Annotated in this window: 26 protein-coding genes and 2 tRNA genes; 5 read left to right on the top strand and 23 right to left on the bottom strand. The window is 68.1% G+C overall.

The window, feature by feature from the left end; genetic code table 11:
- Nucleotides 1–75: 75 nt before the first annotated feature.
- Genes AB0P21_RS16865 through AB0P21_RS16855 form a run of 3 tightly spaced genes read right to left on the bottom strand, consistent with a single transcriptional unit; the run spans nt 76 to nt 2,113 of the window.
- Nucleotides 76–1,281, bottom strand: a complete 1,206-nt coding sequence (locus AB0P21_RS16865) for a UDP-N-acetylmuramate dehydrogenase (protein ID WP_363697536.1) — start codon at nt 1,279–1,281, stop codon at nt 76–78.
- Nucleotides 1,278–1,694 carry a MaoC family dehydratase gene (locus AB0P21_RS16860; protein WP_363697534.1) on the bottom strand — a complete coding sequence of 139 codons (417 nt, stop codon included), beginning with the start codon at nt 1,692–1,694 and terminating at the stop codon, nt 1,278–1,280. The genes AB0P21_RS16865 and AB0P21_RS16860 overlap by 4 nt, the downstream gene beginning before the upstream one ends.
- Nucleotides 1,691–2,113 carry a MaoC family dehydratase N-terminal domain-containing protein gene (locus tag AB0P21_RS16855; protein ID WP_363697532.1) on the bottom strand — a complete coding sequence of 141 codons (423 nt, stop codon included), beginning with the start codon at nt 2,111–2,113 and terminating at the stop codon, nt 1,691–1,693. Before AB0P21_RS16855 ends, AB0P21_RS16860 begins: the two co-directional genes overlap by 4 nt.
- A gap of 106 nt (nt 2,114–2,219) precedes the next feature.
- Here AB0P21_RS16855 and AB0P21_RS16850 point away from each other — a divergent pair, with 106 nt between their 5' ends.
- Nucleotides 2,220–2,957, top strand: a complete 738-nt coding sequence (locus tag AB0P21_RS16850) for a hypothetical protein (protein ID WP_363697530.1) — start codon at nt 2,220–2,222, stop codon at nt 2,955–2,957.
- Between the two features lie 3 nt (nt 2,958–2,960).
- Here the strand turns inward: AB0P21_RS16850 and AB0P21_RS16845 are convergent, their stop codons facing one another.
- From AB0P21_RS16845 to AB0P21_RS16770, 16 genes are all read right to left on the bottom strand, one after another.
- The gene (locus AB0P21_RS16845; protein ID WP_363697528.1) at nt 2,961–3,407 is read right to left on the bottom strand and encodes a hypothetical protein; all 447 of its coding nucleotides are present in this window, start codon (nt 3,405–3,407) and stop codon (nt 2,961–2,963) included.
- A gap of 141 nt (nt 3,408–3,548) precedes the next feature.
- A complete protein-coding gene (gene rpmG / locus AB0P21_RS16840; RefSeq protein ID WP_363697526.1) occupies nt 3,549–3,716 on the bottom strand; it encodes a 50S ribosomal protein L33 in 168 nt (55 codons plus the stop codon).
- A gap of 52 nt (nt 3,717–3,768) precedes the next feature.
- Nucleotides 3,769–3,842: transfer RNA gene (locus AB0P21_RS16835), tRNA-Met, on the bottom strand.
- 53 nt (nt 3,843–3,895) lie between these two features.
- A tRNA-Thr gene (locus tag AB0P21_RS16830) sits at nt 3,896–3,968 on the bottom strand.
- A 122-nt stretch (nt 3,969–4,090) separates the two neighbouring features.
- Complete coding sequence (locus AB0P21_RS16825; protein ID WP_363697524.1) at nt 4,091–5,131, bottom strand: LLM class flavin-dependent oxidoreductase; 1,041 nt, start codon at nt 5,129–5,131, stop codon at nt 4,091–4,093.
- Complete coding sequence (locus tag AB0P21_RS16820) at nt 5,128–5,907, bottom strand: DUF1684 domain-containing protein (RefSeq protein WP_363697522.1); 780 nt, start codon at nt 5,905–5,907, stop codon at nt 5,128–5,130. The genes AB0P21_RS16825 and AB0P21_RS16820 overlap by 4 nt, the downstream gene beginning before the upstream one ends.
- The gene (locus AB0P21_RS16815; protein ID WP_363697520.1) at nt 5,904–7,022 is read right to left on the bottom strand and encodes an LLM class flavin-dependent oxidoreductase; all 1,119 of its coding nucleotides are present in this window, start codon (nt 7,020–7,022) and stop codon (nt 5,904–5,906) included. The genes AB0P21_RS16820 and AB0P21_RS16815 overlap by 4 nt, the downstream gene beginning before the upstream one ends.
- Entirely contained in the window at nt 7,012–8,943 is a 1,932-nt protein-coding gene (locus AB0P21_RS16810) for an FAD/NAD(P)-binding protein (RefSeq protein WP_363697519.1), read from the bottom strand. The genes AB0P21_RS16815 and AB0P21_RS16810 overlap by 11 nt, the downstream gene beginning before the upstream one ends.
- Nucleotides 8,940–10,256, bottom strand: a complete 1,317-nt coding sequence (locus AB0P21_RS16805; RefSeq protein WP_363697518.1) for an NtaA/DmoA family FMN-dependent monooxygenase — start codon at nt 10,254–10,256, stop codon at nt 8,940–8,942. Before AB0P21_RS16805 ends, AB0P21_RS16810 begins: the two co-directional genes overlap by 4 nt.
- Nucleotides 10,253–11,317, bottom strand: coding sequence for an LLM class flavin-dependent oxidoreductase (locus tag AB0P21_RS16800; protein ID WP_363697517.1), 1,065 nt, complete (start codon nt 11,315–11,317; stop codon nt 10,253–10,255). Before AB0P21_RS16800 ends, AB0P21_RS16805 begins: the two co-directional genes overlap by 4 nt.
- The gene (gene ssuE / locus AB0P21_RS16795; RefSeq protein WP_363697515.1) at nt 11,314–12,369 is read right to left on the bottom strand and encodes an NADPH-dependent FMN reductase; all 1,056 of its coding nucleotides are present in this window, start codon (nt 12,367–12,369) and stop codon (nt 11,314–11,316) included. The genes AB0P21_RS16800 and ssuE overlap by 4 nt, the downstream gene beginning before the upstream one ends.
- Before the next feature lie 16 nt (nt 12,370–12,385).
- Nucleotides 12,386–13,345, bottom strand: a complete 960-nt coding sequence (locus tag AB0P21_RS16790) for an ABC transporter substrate-binding protein (RefSeq protein WP_363697513.1) — start codon at nt 13,343–13,345, stop codon at nt 12,386–12,388.
- An 8-nt stretch (nt 13,346–13,353) separates the two neighbouring features.
- The gene (locus AB0P21_RS16785; protein WP_363697511.1) at nt 13,354–14,307 is read right to left on the bottom strand and encodes an ABC transporter substrate-binding protein; all 954 of its coding nucleotides are present in this window, start codon (nt 14,305–14,307) and stop codon (nt 13,354–13,356) included.
- Nucleotides 14,307–15,071: an amino acid ABC transporter ATP-binding protein gene (locus AB0P21_RS16780; protein ID WP_363697510.1), complete on the bottom strand. Its 765-nt coding sequence runs from the start codon at nt 15,069–15,071 to the stop codon at nt 14,307–14,309. Before AB0P21_RS16780 ends, AB0P21_RS16785 begins: the two co-directional genes overlap by 1 nt.
- On the bottom strand, nt 15,068–16,060 hold the full coding sequence (locus AB0P21_RS16775) for an amino acid ABC transporter permease (RefSeq protein ID WP_363697508.1): 993 nt from the start codon (nt 16,058–16,060) through the stop codon (nt 15,068–15,070). Before AB0P21_RS16775 ends, AB0P21_RS16780 begins: the two co-directional genes overlap by 4 nt.
- Before the next feature lie 123 nt (nt 16,061–16,183).
- Nucleotides 16,184–16,270: a putative leader peptide gene (locus tag AB0P21_RS16770; RefSeq protein WP_343238371.1), complete on the bottom strand. Its 87-nt coding sequence runs from the start codon at nt 16,268–16,270 to the stop codon at nt 16,184–16,186.
- Between the two features lie 357 nt (nt 16,271–16,627).
- Here AB0P21_RS16770 and AB0P21_RS16765 point away from each other — a divergent pair, with 357 nt between their 5' ends.
- Nucleotides 16,628–17,521: a M23 family metallopeptidase gene (locus tag AB0P21_RS16765; RefSeq protein WP_363697506.1), complete on the top strand. Its 894-nt coding sequence runs from the start codon at nt 16,628–16,630 to the stop codon at nt 17,519–17,521.
- Between the two features lie 14 nt (nt 17,522–17,535).
- On the opposite strand, the gene AB0P21_RS16760 is transcribed toward AB0P21_RS16765, so the two are convergent.
- From AB0P21_RS16760 to AB0P21_RS16750, 3 genes are read right to left on the bottom strand one after another with little or no spacing between them, the layout of a single operon-like run.
- Nucleotides 17,536–18,027 carry a GNAT family N-acetyltransferase gene (locus AB0P21_RS16760; protein ID WP_363697505.1) on the bottom strand — a complete coding sequence of 164 codons (492 nt, stop codon included), beginning with the start codon at nt 18,025–18,027 and terminating at the stop codon, nt 17,536–17,538.
- A 25-nt stretch (nt 18,028–18,052) separates the two neighbouring features.
- A complete protein-coding gene (locus AB0P21_RS16755) occupies nt 18,053–19,174 on the bottom strand; it encodes a HAMP domain-containing sensor histidine kinase (protein WP_363697504.1) in 1,122 nt (373 codons plus the stop codon).
- Nucleotides 19,171–19,836 carry a response regulator transcription factor gene (locus AB0P21_RS16750; RefSeq protein ID WP_363697502.1) on the bottom strand — a complete coding sequence of 222 codons (666 nt, stop codon included), beginning with the start codon at nt 19,834–19,836 and terminating at the stop codon, nt 19,171–19,173. Before AB0P21_RS16750 ends, AB0P21_RS16755 begins: the two co-directional genes overlap by 4 nt.
- A gap of 87 nt (nt 19,837–19,923) precedes the next feature.
- On the opposite strand from AB0P21_RS16750, the gene AB0P21_RS16745 reads away from it, so the two are divergent.
- Nucleotides 19,924–20,556 (top strand): M15 family metallopeptidase, encoded by a 633-nt coding sequence (locus tag AB0P21_RS16745; protein WP_363697500.1) that lies wholly within the window; start codon nt 19,924–19,926, stop codon nt 20,554–20,556.
- A 134-nt stretch (nt 20,557–20,690) separates the two neighbouring features.
- On the top strand, nt 20,691–21,224 hold the full coding sequence (locus AB0P21_RS16740; RefSeq protein ID WP_363697498.1) for an EF-hand domain-containing protein: 534 nt from the start codon (nt 20,691–20,693) through the stop codon (nt 21,222–21,224).
- A 53-nt stretch (nt 21,225–21,277) separates the two neighbouring features.
- On the opposite strand, the gene AB0P21_RS16735 is transcribed toward AB0P21_RS16740, so the two are convergent.
- Nucleotides 21,278–21,802, bottom strand: a complete 525-nt coding sequence (locus AB0P21_RS16735) for an N-acetyltransferase family protein (protein ID WP_363697497.1) — start codon at nt 21,800–21,802, stop codon at nt 21,278–21,280.
- A 39-nt stretch (nt 21,803–21,841) separates the two neighbouring features.
- On the opposite strand from AB0P21_RS16735, the gene AB0P21_RS16730 reads away from it, so the two are divergent.
- Entirely contained in the window at nt 21,842–22,405 is a 564-nt protein-coding gene (locus tag AB0P21_RS16730; RefSeq protein WP_363697495.1) for a helix-turn-helix domain-containing protein, read from the top strand.
- The last annotated feature ends 51 nt before the right edge of the window (nt 22,406–22,456 follow it).

Genomic DNA, 22,456 nt, shown 5'->3' with positions numbered 1-22,456 from the left:
GGGCCGAAAAACCAAATCAAGAACCCCGAACTGCAACAAGTGGCAAGCCCGATCAGCGGCGAATGGATCGGAGGGTCAGAGGCTGCAGTTCACCAGGACTGGTTCGTTGACGAGGGTGATGCCGAAGGCCTGCTGGACCTGGGTGCGGACGTGGGTGGCCAGGGCCAGTAGTTCTTTGGCGGTGGCGTTGCCGCGGTTGGTGAGGGCGAGGGTGTGTTTGGTGGAGACGGCGGCGTCGCCGATCGCGAAGCCCTTGGCGACGCCGGCGTGTTCGATCAGCCAGGCGGCGCTGGTCTTCACCCGGCCGTCGGGTTGCGGCCACTGCGGCGCACCGGCCGGTACTTCGGCGGTGGTGTCGAGCAGCGGGTTGGTGAAGAAGGAGCCGGCGCTCCAGGTGTCGTGGTCGGACTCGTCCAGCACCATGCCTTTGCCGCTGCGCAGCGCGAGGACGGCCTCGCGGACCTCGGTCATCGGGGCGCGCTTGCCGGGCTCGACGTCGAGGACGCGGGCCAGTTCGGCATAGCCGATCGGGGCCGAGAGGTTGCCGAGGGGGAGCTGGAAGGCGACCTCCAGGACGACGTACCGGGTGGGGTCGGCCTTGAAGCGGGAGTTGCGGTAGGTGAAGCCGCAGTCGGCGGCGAAGATCGTGCGGACCGCGTGGTCGACCCGGTCCCAGACCCGGACCGAGGCGATCGTCTCGGCCACCTCGTAGCCGTAGGCGCCGACGTTCTGGACCGGGGTGGAGCCGGTCAGTCCGGGGATGCCGGACATCGACTCCAGCCCGCTCCACTCCTCGGCGATGGCGCGCTGGACGAAGCCGTCCCAGTCCTCGCCGGCCTGGACGTGGACCATCGCGCCGGAGCAGGCGTCCGCGTCGATCCGGATGCCGCGGGTGGCGATCTTGATGACGGTGCCGCGGAAGCCCTCGTCGCCGATCACCACGTTGCTGCCGCCGGAGAGCAGCAGCACCGGCTGAACCGCTGCATCCGCCTCGCGGACAGCGGCGATGAGTTCCTGCTCGGTGGTCACCTCGACCAGCTGGTCGGCAGGTCCGCCGATCCGGAGCGTCGTGTAGCTCGCCAGCCGGATGTCCTCGGCCGCGCCTGCCGCGCCGGACGCGGAAGTGTCCGCAGAAGCGAGGGTCTCGCCGGTCGGCACGGAGGCGATGACGTCGCCGTTGGACGCAGCGGCGAGGGTCTCGCCAGTCGGCACGGAGGCGATGACGTCGCCGTTGGGCGCGGAGGCGACGGTTTCGCCGGTCGGCTGCTGCGGGGTGCTCACGAGATCCGCACGACCGCTCGGGCCCGGCCCAGCACTTTCTGCTCGCCCGCGAGGGCGGTGATGTCGATCTCGGCCAGGCCGTCGTCGGTGAGCTTGTCGACCTTCGCCGAGAAGGTGATCGTCGCGCCCTTGTCGTCGTCCGCGACGACCACAGGCTTGGTGAAGCGGACGCCGTACTCGACCAGGTCGGCCGGGTTCTCGAGCCAGTCGGTGACGACCCGGGCAGCGCTGGCCATCGTCAGCATGCCGTGCGCGATCACGCCGGGAAGTCCGAGGGCGGCGGCCATCCGGTCGTTCCAGTGGATCGGGTTGAAGTCGCCGCTGGCGCCGGCGTACCGAACCAGGTCCTCGCGGCGCAGCGTGACGGTCAGCGCCGGCAGCTCGGTGCCGACCTCGACGACGCGCGCGCTCACGAGTTCGCCCGGTTGTGCGAGATGGTGGAGGTCGAGGTGGCGATCGGGTCGCCGTCGACGGTGGTCAACGCGGTCTCGTACATGATCACCTCGACCTCACCGGCCTTGCGGACAGTGGTGATGGTGGCGGTCGCGGCGATCTCGTCGCCGGCCTTGATCGGGCGGGTGTAGCTGAACTTCTGCGCGCCGTGCACGATCCGGTCCAGCCGCAGCCCGAGCTCGGCGTCCCCGAGCAGCTCGATCAGGGCCGAGTTGGCGACCATGAAGGCGAAGGTCGGCGGCGCGACGGCGTCATCACCCCGGTACGCCGGGTTCGGGTCGCCGATCGCGTCGGCGAACTCCCGGATCTTCTCCCGGCCAACCTGGTAGGACTCGGCGGCCGCGTAGCTCCGGCCGACCATCGTGGCGTCGATCGTCATGGCCAGTAACCCTACTGGAAGGCCGCTGGCTACCCTGTGGGCAGAGTGCCGCCACCACTCCTCCCGAGACGGAAGGTCAGGACTGGTGACGGCAGGGCGAGGAGGTGTGGCGGCTTTGGCGCGCTACGCCCCGAGGTACGGGCTGGAGATCGGCGAACCGGCGGGGACCGAGTGGCTGCGGGTCGACCGGCTGCTCGAACCGGACGGCCCCGAGCTCACCGAGCTGCTCAAGCGCGACCACGAGGCGAGCGATCATGTCTCGGCGCACGCGAACGCGCTGAGCCTGATGTCGTTCTACGCCGGTCGCGCACCGGCTACCGCGCTGCTGCTCTGGGCGCTCGAAGGCCGGGTGCTCGACATCCGCCCGGACAACCTCTGGGTGAAGCCCCACAACGGCCACGGGATCGCCTCGGTCGCGATCCGTTCCGCCCGCTTCCTCCCCGGCGGCCTGCAGACCCTGTACGACGTTGTGCTGACGCAGCACCTGCTCCCCCTCTCGGAGGAGCTCCACCGGCGTACCCGGGCCGGCCTGCGACAACTCCACGGTGGAGTGGCAGCCGGCTGCGCGATGGCCTTCTGCGCTGCCACTCGCGAGGAAGAGACCGTCGAGCCGGCCTACCTGCTGGAACGCTGGCAGACCTTCATCGCCAAGGCCCCGGCCGGGCTGGCTCGCCTGGGTGAGGTCACCGAGGCAGCAGGCAAGCTCGTCTATCTCCGCAACACCTGCTGTCTCTACTACACGAGCGCCAGGAGTTGCGGCACGGTCTGCGGCTCCTGCTGCCTGACCTCGCGAGCCGATCGGCTGGCCGCTTATGAGGGCGGCAAGCCGATCCTCACGGTCTAGCGGTCAGCAGACGTCGATCTTGTAGATGGGATCCCACTGGTGATAGCCGTTCTTCGGGGAGACCCAGCGGATCGCGGGGCCGGCCACCTTCATGCTGTCCAGCACCTGGTTGTTCTGGCCGAGGAACCTGGTGGTCACGCCGCCGGTCTGGTGGTCGAAGACCCAGGCGTCGTAGTGCCAGTAGTTCAGGTCGTAGGTGATGCACTTGGTGAACTTGAACAGGTACCAGCCCGCGCCGAACTTACCGGGCTTGTTCGACATGACGTAGGCACACAGGTAGCCGCTCGGGCAGTCGGACGAGACGAACTCCGTCACCCAGGTCCGCGAGACACCGGGGCTGACGGACGGCTCCGGTGTGGCGGCCTCGGCGGCCGGTACGGCGGTGACCGCGGTACCCAGCAGGACAGTGGAGGCTACAGCGGCCAAGGCGGCCAGGAGGCGATGACGCATAAGGAACTCTCTTCGGGTCGGCAGTCCCCCTACTCAAGCGGGTGCCCCCGCCGCCGACCATGAACTTTCACCTGCAGTTTCGGAGATGCGAAAGGGCCGCTCCGGAGATCCGGAACGGCCCTTCGGCGAAAACTGCTGAGATCAGCGGGTCTCGCGGTGCGCGGTGTGGTCGTTGCAGCGCGCGCAGTACTTCTTCAGCTCAAGACGGTCCGGGTCGTTGCGCCGGTTCTTCTTGGTGATGTAGTTGCGCTCTTTGCACTCGGTGCACGCAAGGGTGATCTTCGGCCGGACGTCGCTTGCCTTTGCCACAACTGCCTCTTTTTCTCTGGAGCACGCAACTGGAGTGATCGCGCTCTCGAAGTAGCGGGGGCGGGAGTCGAACCCGCGACACCACGATTATGAGCCGTGTGCTCTAACCACCTGAGCTACCCCGCCGGGAAAGAGTCCGTCGCTCCACCCGGCGGACCGGGTGGAGCGACGATTCTCTGAGCCCCTTTACGGAATCGAACCGTAGACCTTCTCCTTACCATGGAGACGCTCTGCCGACTGAGCTAAAGGGGCGGGCCGAGGAGAGAGATTACACGGTCTTCCACCCGATGTGAAATCGGGGAAGAAGCGCCCTGCAGGACCCCTCGTCCGACCAGAGAAGCATACCGGTTCCCGGGAGTGCTTCGAACCATTTTTCAGGTCCAGACGCGACTCGGGTACGTCTTCCGCAGGACCGGCACGACCTCCGTGACGAAAGTCTCGATGCTGGCCCGGTTCTCCTCCTCCGGCAGGCCCGGGACCTCCAGCGAGACGCCGGACAGCTCGTGCCCGAAGGCCTCCTGGTAGCGGCCGAACTTGTCGATCACCTGCTCCGGCGATCCGACCAGTACCGAGCCCTGCTCCAGGAACTCCTCAAGCGTCGAGAACGGCAGCTTGTTGTGCTTGGCACCCGGCGAGTCCATGAAGGCGTTGAAAATCGGCCGGTAGCCCTCGACGGCTTCCTGTGAGCTCTTCTTCAGGTAGAGCCCGTTGAAGCCGGCTCCGACCACCGCATCCGCCGGGTCGTGCCCGTACGCCTCCCAGCGCTCCCGGTAGTGCCGGATCAGCCCTGCGTACTTCTCCATCGGGTGAAACCCATTGGCGGAGAACAGCGGCTCACCCCACTTCGCCGCAAGCTCCGTGGACTCGGTGGACGACGCAGAGCCGTGCCAGATCGGCAGTGGGTCCTGGAACGGCCTCGGCTGAGTAGTGGCATCCACCAGCGCCGGCCGGTACTCCCCCGACCAGGAGACCGAGGTCTCCCGCAGGAGTCGCCGGAGCAGCTCGTACTTCTCCCGGTTCCGGTCCCACTGCCCGTCGAGGTCGTAGCCGAACAGCGCGTTCTGGTCCGGGTCGTTGCCCTTGCCGATGATGATGTCGAGCCGCCCACCCGACAGCTGGTCCAGCGTCGCGTAGTCCTCGGCCACTCGCACCGGATCGAGCAGCGACACCACAGTGACGGTGGTGAGCAGCCGGATCCTGCTGGTGGAGGCAGCGATGTAGGACAGCACCACGGGCGGCGACGAGGAGATGAACCGCTGCGCGTGCCGCTCCCCCACGCCGTACCCGTCGAAGCCCAGTTCCTCCGCCCACTGGGCCTGCCGGACCACGTGCTGGAACCGCTCGTACGTCGAGAGCTGCTGCCCGCTGATCGGGTCCGGCGAGTTGTCGATCAGCGTGTACGTACAGAACTTCACCGGGGCCTCTTCTCCCCCGCAACCACAGGTAGTGCCAGCTGGTTGCCGACGACCGGCGCCGGGCAGGTGCCGTAGTCGGTGAAGGCGAACGGCAGGTTGATGGCGCGGTTGAAGTCGATGACGACGGTCCGGTCATCGGCGACCGGCTCCGTGGTCACCGTGCGCCAGGGAGACGTCTCGTCCGCGTTCGTCTCGTCGTGGAACGACAGCGAGACCCGTCCCTCACCAGCAGCGGTCGCCACCAGCTCGTACGCCGAATCGCCGATCGCCAGGTGGACAGTACCGATCGCAGTGACGTGCTGCCGGAGGTCCTCCCGGGCAGTGGACACCTCGATCCGCTTCGGCTCCTCGTACGGGCTGAAGTGGCCGGTGACCACCCAGGACGAGTCCACCGGGTACGTCGGTACGCCGCTGAAGCCTGCGCGAGTACTGGCGTTCGGGTCACGCTGGCGAACCGCGTAGCGGCCACCACGCAGTACTAGCTCTACCAGCTTGTCGCCGTGCAGCAGCCAGCTCAGGGAGCCTGCCTCGGCAACACTGGCGGAGGTAGTGCCCTCGACAGCCTCCCCGTTAAGCGTGAGGCCGTCAGCAGCCGTTACATGCGCCAGGCCGTCGGCAGCCCACCACTTGCCTGGCAGCCCCGGGAGCTCCCCCGGCGACGACGGCAACCAGTTGAAAGCCACCACCGTGAGCCAGCCGTAGTCGGTGTTCAGGTCCTGCTCCCGCAAGGCGTGCCAGGTCTGCCAGTCCTGCTGCAGCTCAGTGGTGACAGTCATGAGGCCAGGTCCTTTCTGGTGCCGAGTTCGCGGTGCGCGACTTCCTCGCGGACCAGCGGGATCACGTAGCGGCCGAAGTCGACGGCGTCGTCGTAGATGTCGTAGCCGCGGGCCGAGAAGATCCGGACGCCGAGGTCGTAGTAGTCGAGCAACGCGGCGGCGACCGTCTCCGGCGTACCGACAAGTGCGGTCGAGTTGCCGCCACCACCGGTCAGGCCGGTCGGCGCGGTCCACAAGGCGCGGTCGTGCCGGTCACCGGCTTCGACGGCCTTCAGCAGTCGCTGCGAGCCCGCGTTCTCAGGCGTCTTCCGCGGATCGCGGTACCGGCCCTTCGCGCCCGCGCCACCAGCCTGCGCGTCCTTGATCCGGCCGAGGATCCGCTCGGCCTTCTGCCAGGCCAGATCCTCGGTCTCCGCCAGGATCGGGCGGAAGGCGATCTGGATGGTCGGCCGGTCCTTGCGGCCGGCCTTGGCCGCCTCGGCGTCGATCGTCGCGAGCTGCTCCTTGGTCCCGGCGAGCGGCTCGCCCCACAACGCGAAGATGTCCGCCTCGGAGGCGCCGACCGCGTAGGCCGCGGCGGACGAACCACCGAAGGAGATCCGCGGCCGCGGCTGCTGCAGCGGCTTGATGTCGGCCACGAACTGCTCGAACTGGTAGTGCTGGCCGGCGAAGTCGAACTTCTCGTCCGAGGTCCAGGCCTGCTTGAGGATCTGGATGAACTCGCGGGTCCGGCCGTACCGGTCGTCCTTGGCCAGGAAGTCGCCCTCGGCCGCCTGGTCCGCGGTCGACCCGCCAGTGATGACGTGTACTTCGAACCGCCCGCCGCTGATGTGGTCGAGGGTCGCGAAGGTTTTCGCGGTCAGCGTCGGGTAGGCGACGTTGGGGCGATGAGCGACCACCAGGTTGATCCGCTCGGTCCTGCCCGCGACGTACGCGGCGACCTGGGACGGGTCCGGCGCGCCCGAGTGGTAGGCGAACAGGATCCGGTCCCAGCCGTTGTCCTCGTGGGCCCGGGCGAGCTTGGCGGTGTACTCCAGGTCGAGGGCGCCACCGGTACGCGGCGTGACCTCGCTGGCCGGGTTGGTGCCGGCGATCCCGAGGAACTCAACTGGCATGACGGTGACCTGCTTTCTGCGATCGGACCGCTGGGTCCGCGACGAGCTGGAGGAGTCGCCGGGCGACCGCGTCGTTCTGGCGGAAGCCCGGTCCGTTGAAGTGCGGCCGGGAGAACCCCGACGAGCCGGCCGAGCCGGACACCGAGGGACCCAGCAGGAACAGGGACGGATGGACCGAGCCGTCCGCCGTGATCGCGCGGCAGTCGCCGTCGGCCTTGAGCTGGCCGCCGCCGAGGCTGGTGCCATCCGCGGCGATCAGCTCGTCCGCGGCGAGCAGCCCGGAGTCGAGCAGCCCGGTCAGCAGCGGGTCCGGGGTGGCGAGCACATCCGGCCGCGGCAACCGGGCCTCCACAAACGCCCGGGCCTCGATCGTCCCCGGTAGCGCGGGACTGGAGGCCACGAAACGACCGTTGCTTAAAGCAACTTCCAGGGAAGGACCGGCGAACTGGACCAGGCCGGCTCGGTGCAGCGCGAGCAGCTCCTCCAGCCGGCGAGGCGGCGGACCGCTGGCCACGAAGGAGAAGAAGCCGTGCCACTCGGTCTCGACGTGCCGGACCCGGTCCTCGTCGGAGAGCCGGCCCTGGGTGATCGCCACCGACAGCACGGTGTAGACGCTCAGCAACGCGTTGAAGACCGCGAGATCGGGCGAGTGCCGCGGGTCGGCGCGACGCAGCAGATCGGTCTCGATCAGGTGGACCAGCTCACGGTCCAGCTGCGCTGGGGTTTCGAAGGTCAGCCCGGCCAGCGGCCGATCCACCTCTGCCAGCACGAACCGGTCGTCACCCGAAGGCACCGCCTCGTTGACCGCAGCAACGAATTCCGGGTCGGCCGGGAAGGTCCGCTCCAGCACGTCGAAGAACTGTTGCCAAGGCCAACGGGTTCTCTCCGGGTGGGCCAGGAAGAGCTGCTGGTAATGGGCGAAGGTGAGTTCCTTGTCGACCAGCGGCCGGATCTGGGTCGCGTAGTCGAGGACACCCTCACCCAGCTCGTCCAGCGCCGCGCCGGTCAGGTAGCGAGTCGGGACGGGCGTCGTACCGGCCACGGTGTAGCCGAGTTTCGCGTGGTACGGAACGCCGCGGCGCGACCCGACGTACAGGATCGGCTCGCTGCCGGACGGGTTGTACTCGAGTTGCCCGGAGCAACCGTCGTACCAGCCGCCGCGGCCCTCGGTGAGCAGCACCATCAGGTCGATGAAGGCCTGCCCGAAGCCGCGGACGATGACCGGCTCGGCCGGGCGCAGCTCACTCAGGTCGACGTCGGCGGTGTAGCCGGGCGGGATGTAGGTCAGGCCGGCCGACGAGGCGGAGTCCGCCAGAGCCGCCTCGTCGGCCGTCGGCGCCCGGTCGAGGTACCCGAGAGCGAGCACGACCAGCTCGGCCTCCAGCACCTCCCCCGACGCCAGCACGACGCGGTTGCCCGCTCCCCAGTCCGAGGTGAGCGACACCGCGCGTTCCAGGTGGGTGGTGACGGTGACGCCGGCCGGCAGCGAACGGATCACGCGATCCCAGACCCAGCTCAGGTACTCCGCCTGCAGCAGCCGCGGCGGGAAGTCCATCGGCCCGGCCGGCTCCAGCCCGGCCTCCTCCAGCAGCGTCGCGCCGACCCCGTTCGCCCAGGTCGCGAGGTCTGGGCCTGGGCGGATCGGGCCGTCGCAGACCACCGACTCGTCGGTGAAGATGGTGACGTCGGAGGCCATCGAGTTCATCCACAGCAGGCGGGACTGGTCCCGTCGCCAGATCCGGCCGCCGCCCGCGGGGTACGGGTCGACTACGTGGATGTGTACTTCGCGGTCGCCGAGCAGTTCGTCAGCACTGGCCGCAAAACGCTCCAGCAGGCCAACCGTTCGGGGGCCTCCCCCAACAAACACCACCGTCGCGGGATCGGTGGAACGATGAGGATGAAGAACGGTCGGGGTACTCATCCTTCGAGGCCCAGGTGGTGGCGGAGCGTCGTACCGGTGTACTCAGTGCGCAGTACGCCACGTTCTCGGAGCAGCGGGACCACCTGGTCGACGAAGTCGTCGAGACCACCCGGCGTGATGTGCGGGACCAGCACGAAACCGTCGGCGGCATCCTCCTGGACGTGACGGTTCATCGCCTCGGCGACCGTGGAGGGCGAACCGATGAAGGTCTGGCGGTTCTGCTGGTTGATCACCGTCTGGCGCAGCGACCAGTTGTGCGCCGCCGCCTGTTCTCGCCACTCGGTGATGATCGCCGCTGGATCGTTGTAACCGGTGCGCCCCTGAGTCACCGCCGAGCCGACCACCGGGTCCTCGGCCGGCAACGGCCCGTCCGGGTCGTACGACGACAGGTCGCGTCCCCAGAGCAGTTCGGCCAGCACGATCGCGGTCGCGCCGGAGACCTGCTGTTCGCGGATGTGCTGCGCCTTCTCCGCCGCCTCGGCATCGTTGTCGGCGACAACAACCGTGACCGCCGGCATGATCTTCAGCGACTCCTCCCGCCGCCCGTACTGCGGCAGCCGCGCCTTCACGTCCTTGTAGAACGCCTGACCGGCCTCGAAAGCACCGTGCCGGCTGAAGATGACATCGGCCCCCGAGGCCGCGAAGTCGCGCCCCTGGTCGCTGTCGCCCGCCTGGATCACCACCGGATGCCCCTGCGGCGACCGCGGCAACCCGAACCGCCCCTTGATCGCGAAGTGGTCGCCTTCGTCCGCGAAGGCCCCAGCGCCCTCATGAGCGAAGACCCCACCCCGCTGGTCAAGCACGAGCTCGTCGTCACTCCAGGAGTCCCACAGCTTGCGGACCACCCGGAGAGCCTCCTGCGCCCGGACGTACCGGTCGGCCTTGTCGAGATACCCACCTCGGCGGAAGTTCTCCCCGGTGAACGCATCCCAGGAGGTGACGACGTTCCAGGCAGCGCGGCCGCCCGAGACGTGGTCGAGTGTCGCGAGCCGCTTGGCCAGCTCGTACGGCTCGTTGAAGGTCGAGTTGACCGTTGCCGCGAGCCCCAGATGCGTGGTCACCGCGGCCAGCGCGCTGAGCACGGTCAGCGACTCGGGCCGGCCCACCACGTCGAGATCGTGGATCCGCCCCTTCACCTCGCGCAGCCGCAACCCTTCGGCCAGGAAGAAGAAGTCGAACGTCCCCCGCTCCGCCGTCGCCGCCAAGTGCTTGAACGACGAGAAGTCGATCTGCGACTTGGACTCCGGATCGGCCCAGACGGTGGTGTTGTTGACCCCGGGAAAGTGCGCGGCCAGGTGGATCTGCTTGGTCATCCTCTACTCCCCGCATACCGGTTCGCCGGGCGCTTCAACCCGAGCCTGTTCCGCAACGACGTAGCCCGTTCGACCACCGGCCCGACCAGCTCGCGCTCCCGCAACAACGGCACCAGCCGCTCGGCGATCACCGGTACGTCGAGCTCCAGCGAGGCGGGCCGCAGATGAACCCCGTCGACGCCTGCCGCCTGCCACTCGCCGATCAGGTCAGCCAGCCCGTCGACCCCACCGACGTAATCAACCCCAACCCCAGCAGCCCGTTCCTCGTCGTCAAGCAGCACGCTGACGGAGACAAGCACCTTCGGAGTAGTACTGGCCGCCCGTACTACGGCGAGCCGCTCCTCAACTTCGGTCACTCCCGGCAACAGAACTAGATCTGCTTCAACAGCCACCTGAAGTGCTTCAGGCGTGTTGAAACGTACTGCGGTCAGCGGGTGACCCTGGGGTGATCGCGGGACGATCGACGGGCCCTTGACCTTGAAGTTCGGCGACTCGTAGTCGACGTAGTGGATCCGCTCCCGATCAATGAACCGACCAGTGGAAGCGTCGCGAATGATCGCGTCGTCCTCCCACGAATCCCACAGCTGCCGGCTGACATCCACGACGTACCGCGCCTCGCGCCAGGTCTCGGCAGCTTCGGCCGGCTCGCGGCGACCGATCACCGCCGCCGCCTCAGCAGACGACGACACCTCCGCCAGCCACCCCGCGCGACCCTCAGACACGAAGTCGAGCGTCGCGACAGAAGCCTGCAGGTGGAAAGGCTCCGTGTGCGTGACCGTCAGCGTCGGAATCAACCCGATCCGGCTGGTAGAAGGCGCAATCCGCGCCGCCAGCCCGAGCGCATCCAACCGGGCACTGACCCGCGAAGCATCATCAGCAGGCGCCTCGAGCGTGTCCACGAAGGTGGCGAAGTCGATCCCCGCCGCCTCCGCCCGCTGGACAGCACGTAACGCCAGCTCACCAGTGAGAATCGCCGACGGATCGACCTCGGCCCCGCGCCAGGCAGCCGGATGCCCGCCCGCGCCGTCGATCTCAATGGAAGTGATCAACCGCCGGCTCATGACGCCACCTGCAGACTGACCGGCAGCTTCTTGCTGAACGCCAGCGGCCCGATCGACTCCGGATCAGCATCCACATCGAACTGCGGCTCGAACCCAGCGGCCAGATACAACGCACTCGCCTCCGGCTGCCGCGGCCCAGTCGTCAGATACAACTGCCGATACCCGAGATCCCGCGCCGCCACCTCCAGCTCCTCCAGCACCCGCCGGCCGAGCCCCTGCCGCCGGTGCAGATGCGAGGTCCACATCCGCTTCACCTCCGCGGTCTGGTCGTCGTACCGGCGAATAGCGCCGCCGGCCACCGTCTCGTCGCCGTGCCGCAGCAGCACGAACGCGCCACCCTGCTCGCGATGAAAGTCCGACGTCGGTACTTCGGTCAGCAACGTGTACTCATTGCTCAGCCCGTACCGCGAGCTGTACTCGACCACCAGGTCGGCCAGCAACGGCGCCGCCTCCGGGTCCTCGGGTCGAGCCCGCACCACCTCCAACGCAGCGGTCTGCACCGGCACGCTCTCCACCACCTGCGCGCCCTCGACCGTCGACAGGAACGCCTCAGTCACCTGATAGAGCGGAACCGAAGCAGCCGGGTCGAGCAGCAACCCACCCCCGTCGTACAGGCGAATGTGCGACGACAACACGAACCACCCCTGCCCGATCGATCCCGCGCCGAGACTCGTCAGCACCGGCCGGAGCGCGTAGTCGATCACCAGCACGTGCGCGGGTGTGCCACCTGTTGCCAACGGCAACACCGGCTTCCCGCGCAGCGCGTACTGCGGCAGCAGGTCGAGGAACACCTTCAGCAGCCCCGCGTACGCCGCCTTGTAGACCGGCGTCGTCACCACCACCGCGTCGGCCGCGGCGAGCGTCTCGACCGCTCGCGCGATCTCGGGGTCGTCGGCCTGGCCGCGCAGCAACGGCGACGCCGGCAGGTCGCGCAGCACGATCGGCGTGACCCGATGACCGTGGCTGAGCAGCCGCTTGGTGACATAGCTGAGCACCGCATCGGTCCGGGACACGTCGGACGGACTGCTGGAGATGGTCGCGATAGTTGCCATTAGCCCCTTGCTCCTCTCACTTCTGCTTGGTCTTCGGCAGCCCGGGCGGGTTCACCAGCGACGTCGGTACCGCCTCCGCCTCCAGGTGCCACTTGGCCAGCACCTTGGCGTAGCTGCCGTCCTTGATCGCCGCGTTCAGGGCGTCGGCGATCGGCTTGGCCAGTCCGGAGTCCTTCTTGGTGGTCACGCCGACCAGCCCCTGGATCGGGTAGCCGGACGAGACGGTGCCGATGATCTCGGTCTTGCCCGAGGTCGCCACGTGGTACGTCGAGACCGGGTTCGGGCCGAGGTACAGGTCGATCCGGCCGGACTCCAGCGCCAGGTAGTAGTCGGTCGCCGTCTGGAAGTACTTCGGGCTCGCGGGCTTGAGGCCGGCGGCGACGTTCTGCTTGTTCCAGTCGAGCAGGATCGCCTCCTGCAGGGTGCCCGAGCTGACCGCCACCGTCTTGCCGGCAATGTCGGCAGGCTTGTCGACCTTGTAGCCGGCCCCCTTCTTCGCCTCCCAGGCATGCAGGCCGAGCCGGTAGGTGGCGAAGTCGTACTTCTCCTTGCGCAGCTCGGAGACGCCGATGTTCGAGATGCCGACCTGGTACTTGCCGGAGTCGAGCCCGAGGAACAGGTTCTCCCAGCTGGTGGTCTGGACCTCGACCTGCAGGCCGAGCATGCTCGCGACCAGGTAGGCGATGTCGATCTCGACACCGACCGGTGTCTTGTTGTCGTCGGCCGTGAACGCCAGCGGCGGCTGCCCACCACCGGCCGAACCGCTGCCGACGACGAGCTTCCCGCTCTCCCGTACTGCGGCCGGCACCGCCGCCGCGATGCTGTCCACCTTGACCGAGGTGATGTGCGACTGCCCGGCCGAGCTGTCGAACGAGATCGCCGACGCGTCACTCCCCTTCGGCGCCTCCGCCACCGGGTCCGCGCAGCCGGTGGCCAGGAGCATCAAGAGCCCTGCTGAGGCCAGTAGCTTCTTCATGGTTGTCCTCAGCTCGTGATCGGCAGGCCGGGCGGGTTGATCTCGGACTTCTCGATCGCCTCGTTCGCGACGTTCCAGCGCTCCAGCACCTTCGCGTAGCTGCCGTCGGCGATCACCGCGTTCAGGGCGGCCTGGTAGGCCTGCACCAGTCCGCTGTCCTTCTTGGTGGTGGCCGCGATCAGTCCCTGCAGGGTCGGGCCGGCGCCGGAGAACTTGCCGATCGACTCGGTCTGCCCGCTGGTCTGGATGTGGTACGCGATCGACGGGTTCGGCCCGAAGTACGCGTCCAGGCGACCGGACGACAGCGCCAGGTAGGTGTCGGACTGGCTCTGGAAGTACTTGATCGTCGCGGCCGGCAGCCCGGCCTTGACGTTCGCCTCGTTCCAGTCGACCAGGATCTTCTCCTGGTTGGTGGCGGTGCCGACGGCGATCGTCTTGCCGGCGATGTCCTTGCCCTCGGTCACCTTCCAGGAGCCACCCTTCTTCGCCTCGAAGGCCAGATCGTCCTTGCGGTAGGTGGCGAAGTCGTACTTCTGCTTGCGCTTCTCGGTCACCGTGATGTTGGTGAAGCCCACGTCGTACTTCGCGGAGTCGAGCCCGATGAACAGGTTCTCCCAGCTGGTCACCTGGACGTCCGGCTTCAGCCCGAGCGCGCCGGTCACCAGGTAGGCGATGTCCAGCTCCAGCCCGATCGGCGTCTTGTTGTCATCGGCAATGAACCCGAGCGGCGGGCTGCCGGCCCCGAAGCCGAACCCGACGATCAGGCTGCCGCGCTCGCGGACCTTGGCCGGCAGCAGCGCGGCCGCCGCCTCGTTCTTCGTCGTGGTCACCCGGTTCTGCTCGGGCGAGGTGTTCACGCCGCCCACCTGGGCACTGGCGTTCGTGGCAGTCGTCGGATCGGCGCCGCAGGCCGCTACCAGGGCGAGCGGCAGCAGGGCGACGGCGAGCAGGGATCGTTTCATCAGAGAACCTTGGAGATAAAGGCGCGCGTGCGCTCATGGGCAGGGTTGTCGAGTACTTCGTGTGGTGGGCCGGACTCGATGATCAGTCCGTCGTCCATGAACACCACGGTGTCGGCCACCTCGCGGGCGAAACCGATCTCGTGCGTGACGACGACCATCGTTGATCCGTCCCGGGCGAGTTCCTTGATCACGTCGAGCACCTCGCCGACCAGCTCCGGGTCGAGCGCGCTGGTGGGTTCGTCGAACAGCAGCACCTTTGGTCGCAGGGCCAGGGCCCTCGCGATGGCTACTCGTTGCTGCTGCCCGCCGGACAGTTGGCGTGGGTAGACGTCGGCCTTGTCGCCGACGCCGACCCGCTCCAGCAGTTCCCGCGCGACCGGCTCGACATCGCGGCGCTTGCGGCGCTGGGCCGAGACCGGAGCCTCGACGACGTTCTGCAGTGCGGTCAGATGCCCGAACAGGTTGAAGTTCTGGAACACGAACCCGACCTGCGAGCGCTGGTGCAGGATCTCCCGCTCGCGCAGCTCGTAGAGCTTGTCGCCCTTGCGCTTGTAGCCGACCAGCTCGCCGTCGATCCGGATCAGGCCGCGATCGACCTTCTCCAGGTGGTTGATCGAACGCAGCAGCGTCGACTTGCCGGAGCCGGACGGACCGAGGATCACCGTCACCGTGCCGGCCCGGACCTCCAGGTCGATGCCCTTCAGCACCTCGAGGGTGCCGAACGCCTTGTGCACGCCCTTCAGGTCGACCATCGCCGTCGTCATGACGTGGCCCCCGCTCCGGGTCGCGCCGTCGCGGCGGCCTTGGCCTGCAGGTTCCGCCAGCTTCGGCGGACCCGTTGGATCGGTGTCGGTGGCAGGTTCCGGCTGGTGCCGCGGGCGAAGTGCCGCTCCAGGTAGAACTGCGCGATCGACAGCAGCGTGGTCAGCACGATGTACCAGACCGTCGCCACCATCAGCAACGGAACGACCCGGCTGTTGCGGCCGTAGATCACCTGCACCTGGTAGAAGAGCTCCGGGATCGCCATCACCGAGACGATCGAGGTGCCCTTGAACAGGCTGATCACCTCGTTCGCGCCGTTCGGCAGGATCGAGCGCATCGCCTGCGGCAGCACGATCCGGAAGAACTGCCGGGACTTCGGGATGCCGAGCGCCGCAGCCGCCTCCAGCTGGCCCTGATCGACCGAGATGATGCCGCCGCGGATGATCTCGGCGGCATACGCGGCCTGGTGCAGGGCCAGTCCCAGCACCGCCGCGCCCAGCGGCCCGAACAGGTTGTTCGTACTGAACTTCACGAACTCCGGCCCGAACGGGATGCCGAGGCTCAGCTCCTGGTAGAGGTAGGCCAGGTTGAACCAGAACAACAGCTGGACGATCAACGGGATCGAGCGGAACGCCCAGATGTAGCCCCAGGCAACTACTTGCAGGAACGGGCTGCTGCTCAGCCGCATCGTCGCGATCACCGCGCCGAGGGCGAACCCGAGCACGGTGCCGTACAGCGTCAGCTGCAGGGTGACCGCGAGCGCGGAGAAGATCGTCCGGGTGGTGAAGAACTGGAAGAACGTCGGCCAATCCCAACCAGGGTTGGTGATCAGGCCGTTGACGAACATCGCCAGCAACACCAGGACGACACCGACACCAACCCAGCGCCACGGGTGCCGGCGGCCGATCACGGGCAGATCGGCATCGGCCGGCGAGGAGCTCGGCGGTGGGTCGGTGGCGGCGGTTGCCGAGGTCAGCGAGGTGGTCGACACAGTGGGCTCCCGGGCGGCGGGCAGGCAGGGGGAAACGCCGCGGCCGGTGGACTTCCGGGCACGGCGCTGCGGACGCACCCTCAGCGGGGCGTCATGGCCGAAGAATTGGGGATTACAGAGCTGTCAGAGCAGACAGAGGGCGCTGGAGACGCGCTGCAGGTCGATGTGGAGACGGTAGAAGGCGAGTTCGCGCCGAGCTGGTTCTGTCATCACCGTCTCCTTCCTTCGGGCCTGGTTCCACCAGTATGCGATGTCGTTGAAAGGGAAGTAAGTTAGTGGACAAACCTCTCATATGCTGGACGCCCATATATCGGCCCGAAAGACCTGCGGACAGACATGACGCGGGTGATCCCCGTCACGCGATCGAACGGTTACCCGCAGGTCACCTGCGCGCTCGGGCCAGCACGATCGGGTGACCGTCGATCACTCTCCGTCGCCGAAATCGGTGATCCGATCGCAATCCGCGTTTGAGGAGACCGTGACCTCGTCGTTATGGTCGATGGGCCGCTGGGGACGACCCTGGCGGCAACTCGACTCTGGAAGGCTCTCGTGTCCCCTCACCATGACGTGTCGGAAGCAGGACGTACGGCACCACGTCGTACTCCGGCCGGCGCGCGTCGGGTGGCGAAGCACCGCCTGACGTCCCGCCGTTCTTCCGTCCGTGGCGTCCAGTTGGTCGGCCTCACCGCCGCCCTCGCCGCCGCCGCCGGTACCAGTGCTGTCGCTCTGTCCCCCTCTGCCGGTCCGGCCAACGCCGGGACCACTTCCACCTCGTCCGCTCAGCTGGAGGCGATGACCGCCGCCCGGGTCGAGCGCCGCGAGCTCGCCTCGCGGGACATGTCGCGCTTCGACATGTCGCTCCAGTCGACCCGCAAGGCGCAGGTCGACGCGGCCGCCGTCGCCAAGGCCCGCGCGGCGAAGCTCGCCGCCAACGCGACCCTGACCCAGCGCCGCGCACTGGCCCTGGCCACGGCGAAGGCAGTCGCCGCCCGCAAGGCCGCTGCCGCGGCAGTCGCCGAGGCCAAGGCCAAGGCAGAGGCGATCGCCGAGGCGAAGGCGGCCCCCAAGGTCGTCCTGCCGACCACCGGGTACCACCTCACCGCGGGCTTCGGTCAGGCCGGCGGACGCTGGGCCAGCAACCACACCGGTCTCGACTTCGCCGCCCCGATCGGTACGCCGATCCGCTCGGTGATGGCCGGTGAAGTGATCCAGGCCGACTACGAGGGCGCCTACGGTCGCCAGGTGAAGGTCCGGCACGCGGACGGCACGGTCACGTCGTACAGCCACATGTCGGCGTTCACGGTCTCGGTCGGCGACTCGGTCCAGGCCGGCGACCAGGTCGGCGCGATCGGGGTCACCGGCAACACGACCGGCCCGCACGTGCACTTCGAGGTACTGCTCGGTGGCGAGCAGCAGATCAACCCGAAGCCGTGGCTCAGTGAGCACGGTGTCAATCCGTAGTACGAGAGGTAGTACTAGGTCAGGAACTTGGCCAGATCGAGGGTGTCGACCAGTTGGCCCTCGATCAGGAACTCCCGGGCCCGGGTTCCTTCGACGACGTAACCGTGGCGCTCGTAGAGCCGCCTTGCGACGGTGTTCGTGCCGTGGACGTGCAAGGTGACCTTGCGGGCGCCGCGGCGCTTCGCCTCGTCGTCCACCGCGGTCATCAGGATCGAGCCGATGCCCCGGCCGCGCGCCTCGGTGGCGACCGCCAGCCCGTTGATCGAGAGCACACCGGATCCCTCCGGAAACGAGTACGCGTCCTGGAGCCGGAGGTAGCCGAGGACCTCACCGTCCGCCTCCGCGACCAGATGCGCGTCGGGACCACTCCGCTCGCTGAAGAACGTCTTCTTGTCGGCCGGGGTCATCGACGGGAACCCCGACGAGGCGTCCCAGGCTGTCAGCTCGATCGCCAGCAGCGCCTGCTCGTCCGCCTCAACCGCCCGCCGTACTGTCACTTCGCCCATCTTCCAATCCTCACCCAGCAGCGGGTCAGGCCTGGGCCGGACGGAGCTGTACTGCGACGGCAAGGCCGCCGGCTGGCTGCGCGGTCAGCTCCAGCGAGCCGCCGTGCGCGGTGGTGATCGCCTCGACCAGCGCGAGGCCGAGGCCATGACTGCCTTGCTGACCTGGCCGTTTGGCCAGTCGTCCACCGCGGGCGAACGGCTCGGTGAGGGTCGGGACCTTGGCGGGATCGAGCATCGCGCCGGTGTTGGTGACGGTCAGCCGACCGCCGGGCAGGACCGTCAGCGTCGCCGTACCGCCGGCGGGCAGGTTGTGCCGGATCGCGTTCTGTCCGAGGTTGACGAGCAGCTGATGCAGCAGCGTCTTGTTGCCTTCGACGGGCGATCCCTCCACCAACGCGGTGAAGGTGACGCCTGCTGCGGCCGCCTCCGGTTGCAACTCCTCGACCACCTGACGCGCGACGGCGGCGAGGTTGAGCGGCTCGAGCTCGACCTTCCGGTTGCCGAGCGAGGCGAGCGCCAGCAGCGCCTCGACGATGTCGATCCCGCGCTGGTTGGTCTCGTGCAGCCGCTGCGCCAGCACCCGGACGTCCTGATGGTCGGGGTCGGCGATCGCCACCTCGAGCATCGTCTTCATCACCGCATGCGGCGTCCGCAGCTCGTGCGAGGCGTTCGCGGCGAACCGCCGGTACTGCGTGAAGGACTGCTCCAGCCGCGCGAGCATCTCGTCGAAGGTGTCCGACAGGTCGGTGAACTCGTCCCGCGGCCCACCCAGGCTGATCCGGTGATCCAGCGACCCACCCGACGCCTGCCGGGCGGCCGCCGTGATCTCCTGCAGCGGCCGCAGCATCCGGCCGGCGATGATCCAGCCCGCGCCCATCCCGATCACGGCCAGCAGCGCCAGCGCGTACAGGGTCAGCCTGACCACGGTGTCGAGGATCTCGCCCCGCGACACCACCGGCCCCTGGTCGCGCGGGTTGGCCGCGGTGAGCGGGTAGTTCGGCACGAACCGCATCACCGCGTAGATGATCACGCCGATCACGCCGCCCGCGATGACGAGCAGCAACGCGTAGCTGAGGGTGAGGCGCAGCCGCACGGTCAGCCGCGGCCGCCAGCTCACCAAGGCGGCGTCCGTGGACGGAGTACTCATGGCTCGTCGCTGATCCGGTAGCCGACGCCGGCCACCGTGTGGATCACCCACGGATCGCCGAGTCGCTTGCGCAGCGTGGAGATGGTGATCCGGACGGTGTTGCTGAACGGATCGGCGTTCTCGTCCCAGGCTCGCTCCAGCAGCGACTCGGCGCTGATCACTCCACCCTTGGCTGTCATCAACACCTCCAGTACGGAGAACTGTTTGCGGGTCAGCTTCACGTAGCGGCCCTGCCGGTACACCTCGCGCCGGAACGGGTCGAGCGTGACTCCGGCGTACTCGAGCACGGTCGGCGCCGACGCGGCCGGCCGCCGGGCCAGCGCCCGCAGCCGGACGACCAGCTCGCGCAGCTCGAACGGTTTGGTCAGGTAGTCGTCGGCGCCGGCCTCGAACCCGCTGACCTTGTCGTCCAGGTCACCGGCCGCGGTGAGCATCAGGATCCGGCAGGGCAACCCCTGCGCGAGGATCCTGCGCGCCACCTCGTCGCCGTCCGGCGCCGGGATGTCCCGGTCGAGCACCACCACGTCGTACTCGTTGACGCCGAGCGACTCCAGCGCCGTCTCACCGTCGAACGCGAGATCGGCCGCGATCGCCTCCAGCCGCAACCCGGCCCGGATCGCCTCGGCGAGATACACCTCGTCCTCCACGACCAGAACCCGCATGACCTCATTGAAGCAGGCCGGACGTATCGAAAACGTATCCGAAAGCGTTGACGCTCCGGCAACATCGCGACCTGTGGACTGATCGGCATGCTCCCAGACGAACTTGTTGCCAAGCGCAAGAAAGAACGACGGCTGACCGCTCTGGTCTCACTGGCGGTCGTTGCCGCGGTGATCAGCTTCGGGCTGGCCGCCTGCAGCTCGGTCGACGACCGGCCGGCTGCTGACAGCAGCGCGTCCGCCGGCGACTCCACGACCGGCGGCAAACGCCAGAAGGGCGGCGCGCCCGGCGCCGAGGACGGCGTACTGCCGGACAACGCCTCCCCCTTCGACACGTCGCTGCCCGGCGTCGCGAAGCTGAATCCCAAGCTGCTCAAGGCGATCCAGGATGCCGCCAAGGCCGCCGAGGACGACGGCATCAAGCTGCACCTGACAACCGGCTGGCGCAGCAAGGCGTACCAGCAGGAGCTGATGAAGAAGGCGATCGCGAAGTACGGCAGCCGGGAGAAGGCCCGCGAGTACGTCGCCGATCCCGAGGAGTCCCACCACGTCACCGGCAACGCGGTCGACGTCGGCCCGACCGACGCCGACGACTGGCTGAACCGCAAGGGCAACCGCTTCGGCCTGTGCCAGACCCTGTCCAACGAGATCTGGCACTTCGAGCTGGTCACCACGCCCGGCGGCGACTGCCCGCCGATGACGGACCCCACGAAGAACCGCTAACACCCCGAGCGAAAGACGCCATTGGCAACGACCCAATACATCGACACACGCGAGCGATTACTCAGAGTGCGCGGCTGCCGCGCCCCGCGTAGCGTCCCAAACCGGACCTGGAACGTGGTGAAAGGGGCAGGCAGATGGCGAGTGAGTTCCAACGGCGCAAGGTGGCCGGGGTGTTCCACGCGATGGACGCCGACAGCAACGGTTATCTCGAGGAGGCCGACTTCGAGGCGCTGACCGAACGCTGGGTGAGCATCCGCGGCTGGCAGCCCGGGACGGACGACTACGAGCGGATGCGGACGATCATGATGGGCTGGTGGTCGGCGATCTCGACGCTGTCCGACGCCGACCGCGACGACCGGGTCTCGCTCGACGAGCTGATGACGGTGGTCGACCAGCTCCCCGCGATGGACGACGCGGTGAACGGCACGGCCAACGCGATGTTCGACGCCATCGACCAGAACGGCGACGACCGGATCGCGCTGGCCGAGCACCAGCAGGTCGTGTACGCCTGGAAGGGCTCCCACGACGGCATCGCCGAGGTCTTCCCGAAGCTCGACCAGGACGGCGACGGCCAGCTCTCCCGCGACGAGTTCCGCGACCTGTGGTCCGGCTTCTGGCGCGGCGACGACCCGAAGTCCCCCTCCCAGTGGGTCTTCGGCCCGTACTGACCCTCTGACCGCCCGGCGCCTGACTCTGCCTCAGGCGCCGGGTGCATGGCCGCCTAGCGAGGCTCGACGGGCGGATCCTCGGCAGTCGCCAGCTCCCGCTGCGCCCAGGCGACGTCATGCCAGGCGCCGTGCTTCCAGCCGATCTTTCGATAGGTCCCGACGGGCTCGAATCCCAGCGCTTCATGAAGCCCCTGACTGGCCGCATTGGGGAGAGTCATGCCGGCAATCGCCGTGCGATATCCCCGAGCCGTCAAGCGATCGAAGAGTGCCTCATAGAGCGCCCGCCCGCCGCCCGTACGCCGCCGCCCCGATTCCAGGTAGACGCTCACTTCACAAGACCAGCGATAGGCCGCCCGAACCTTCATCGGCCCGCCGTACGCATATCCGACGACCCGACCGTCATCGTCCTCGAGCACCAGCCAGGCATGGCTGCGCACGGCAGCACCGATGCGCGCCGCCATCTCTTCGACCGTCGGCGGCTCGGTCTCGAACGAGATCGCGGTGTCCCGCACATAGGGCGCGTAGACGGCAGCACAGGCCGCGGCATCCAACTCCGAAGCATCCCGAATCTTTCCCATGCCACGATAGTAGCCACATCTGTCGCTATAGTGGCAAGCATGAACGACCCGCTCTCCGCCTCGCTGGCCGCCACCCTGCAGTCGGCCCGCCTCGGCCGCGACCTCTCGGTCAATGCCCTCGCCGACCGCTCCGGCGTCTCCCGGGCCATGATCGGCAAGATCGAACGCGGCGAGGCGCAGCCGACCGCAGTACTGCTCGGGCGCCTGTCCGGAGCGCTCGGCCTCACGCTGTCCGAGCTGGTGGCCCGCGCCGAGGGCGGCACCGGCGACCTTCTTCGCCGCGCCGCCGACCAGCCGACATGGACCGATCCGGCCACCGGCTACCAGCGCCGCGCGATCTCGCCCGCCACTGACGGCCCACTCGAACTGGTGGAGGTCGAGCTCCCGGCCGGCGCGGCCGTTTCCTATCCGGCTGACGCGTACATCTTCAAGTACCAGCAGATCTGGGTGCTCGAGGGCGAGTTGCGGTTCCGGGAGGGTGAGGTGGTTCATGAGTTGAGGGCCGGGGACTGTCTGCAGCTGGGCGCGCCGGTGGATTGCACGTTCGTCAATCCGACCGAGGCCGGGTGCCGGTATTTGGTTGCGTTGGTCAAGGGCCGCTGAGACGGCGGCGGGGAAATATGCTGTCCGCACCCCCTCGCGATCGGAAGCGCT

Source organism: Kribbella sp. NPDC056861 (genome assembly GCF_040687575.1).
In the GTDB taxonomy this organism is placed as follows: domain Bacteria; phylum Actinomycetota; class Actinomycetes; order Propionibacteriales; family Kribbellaceae; genus Kribbella.
Note: the sequence above shows the minus strand (reverse complement) of the source record. Positions and strands in the feature narration are given on the sequence as shown.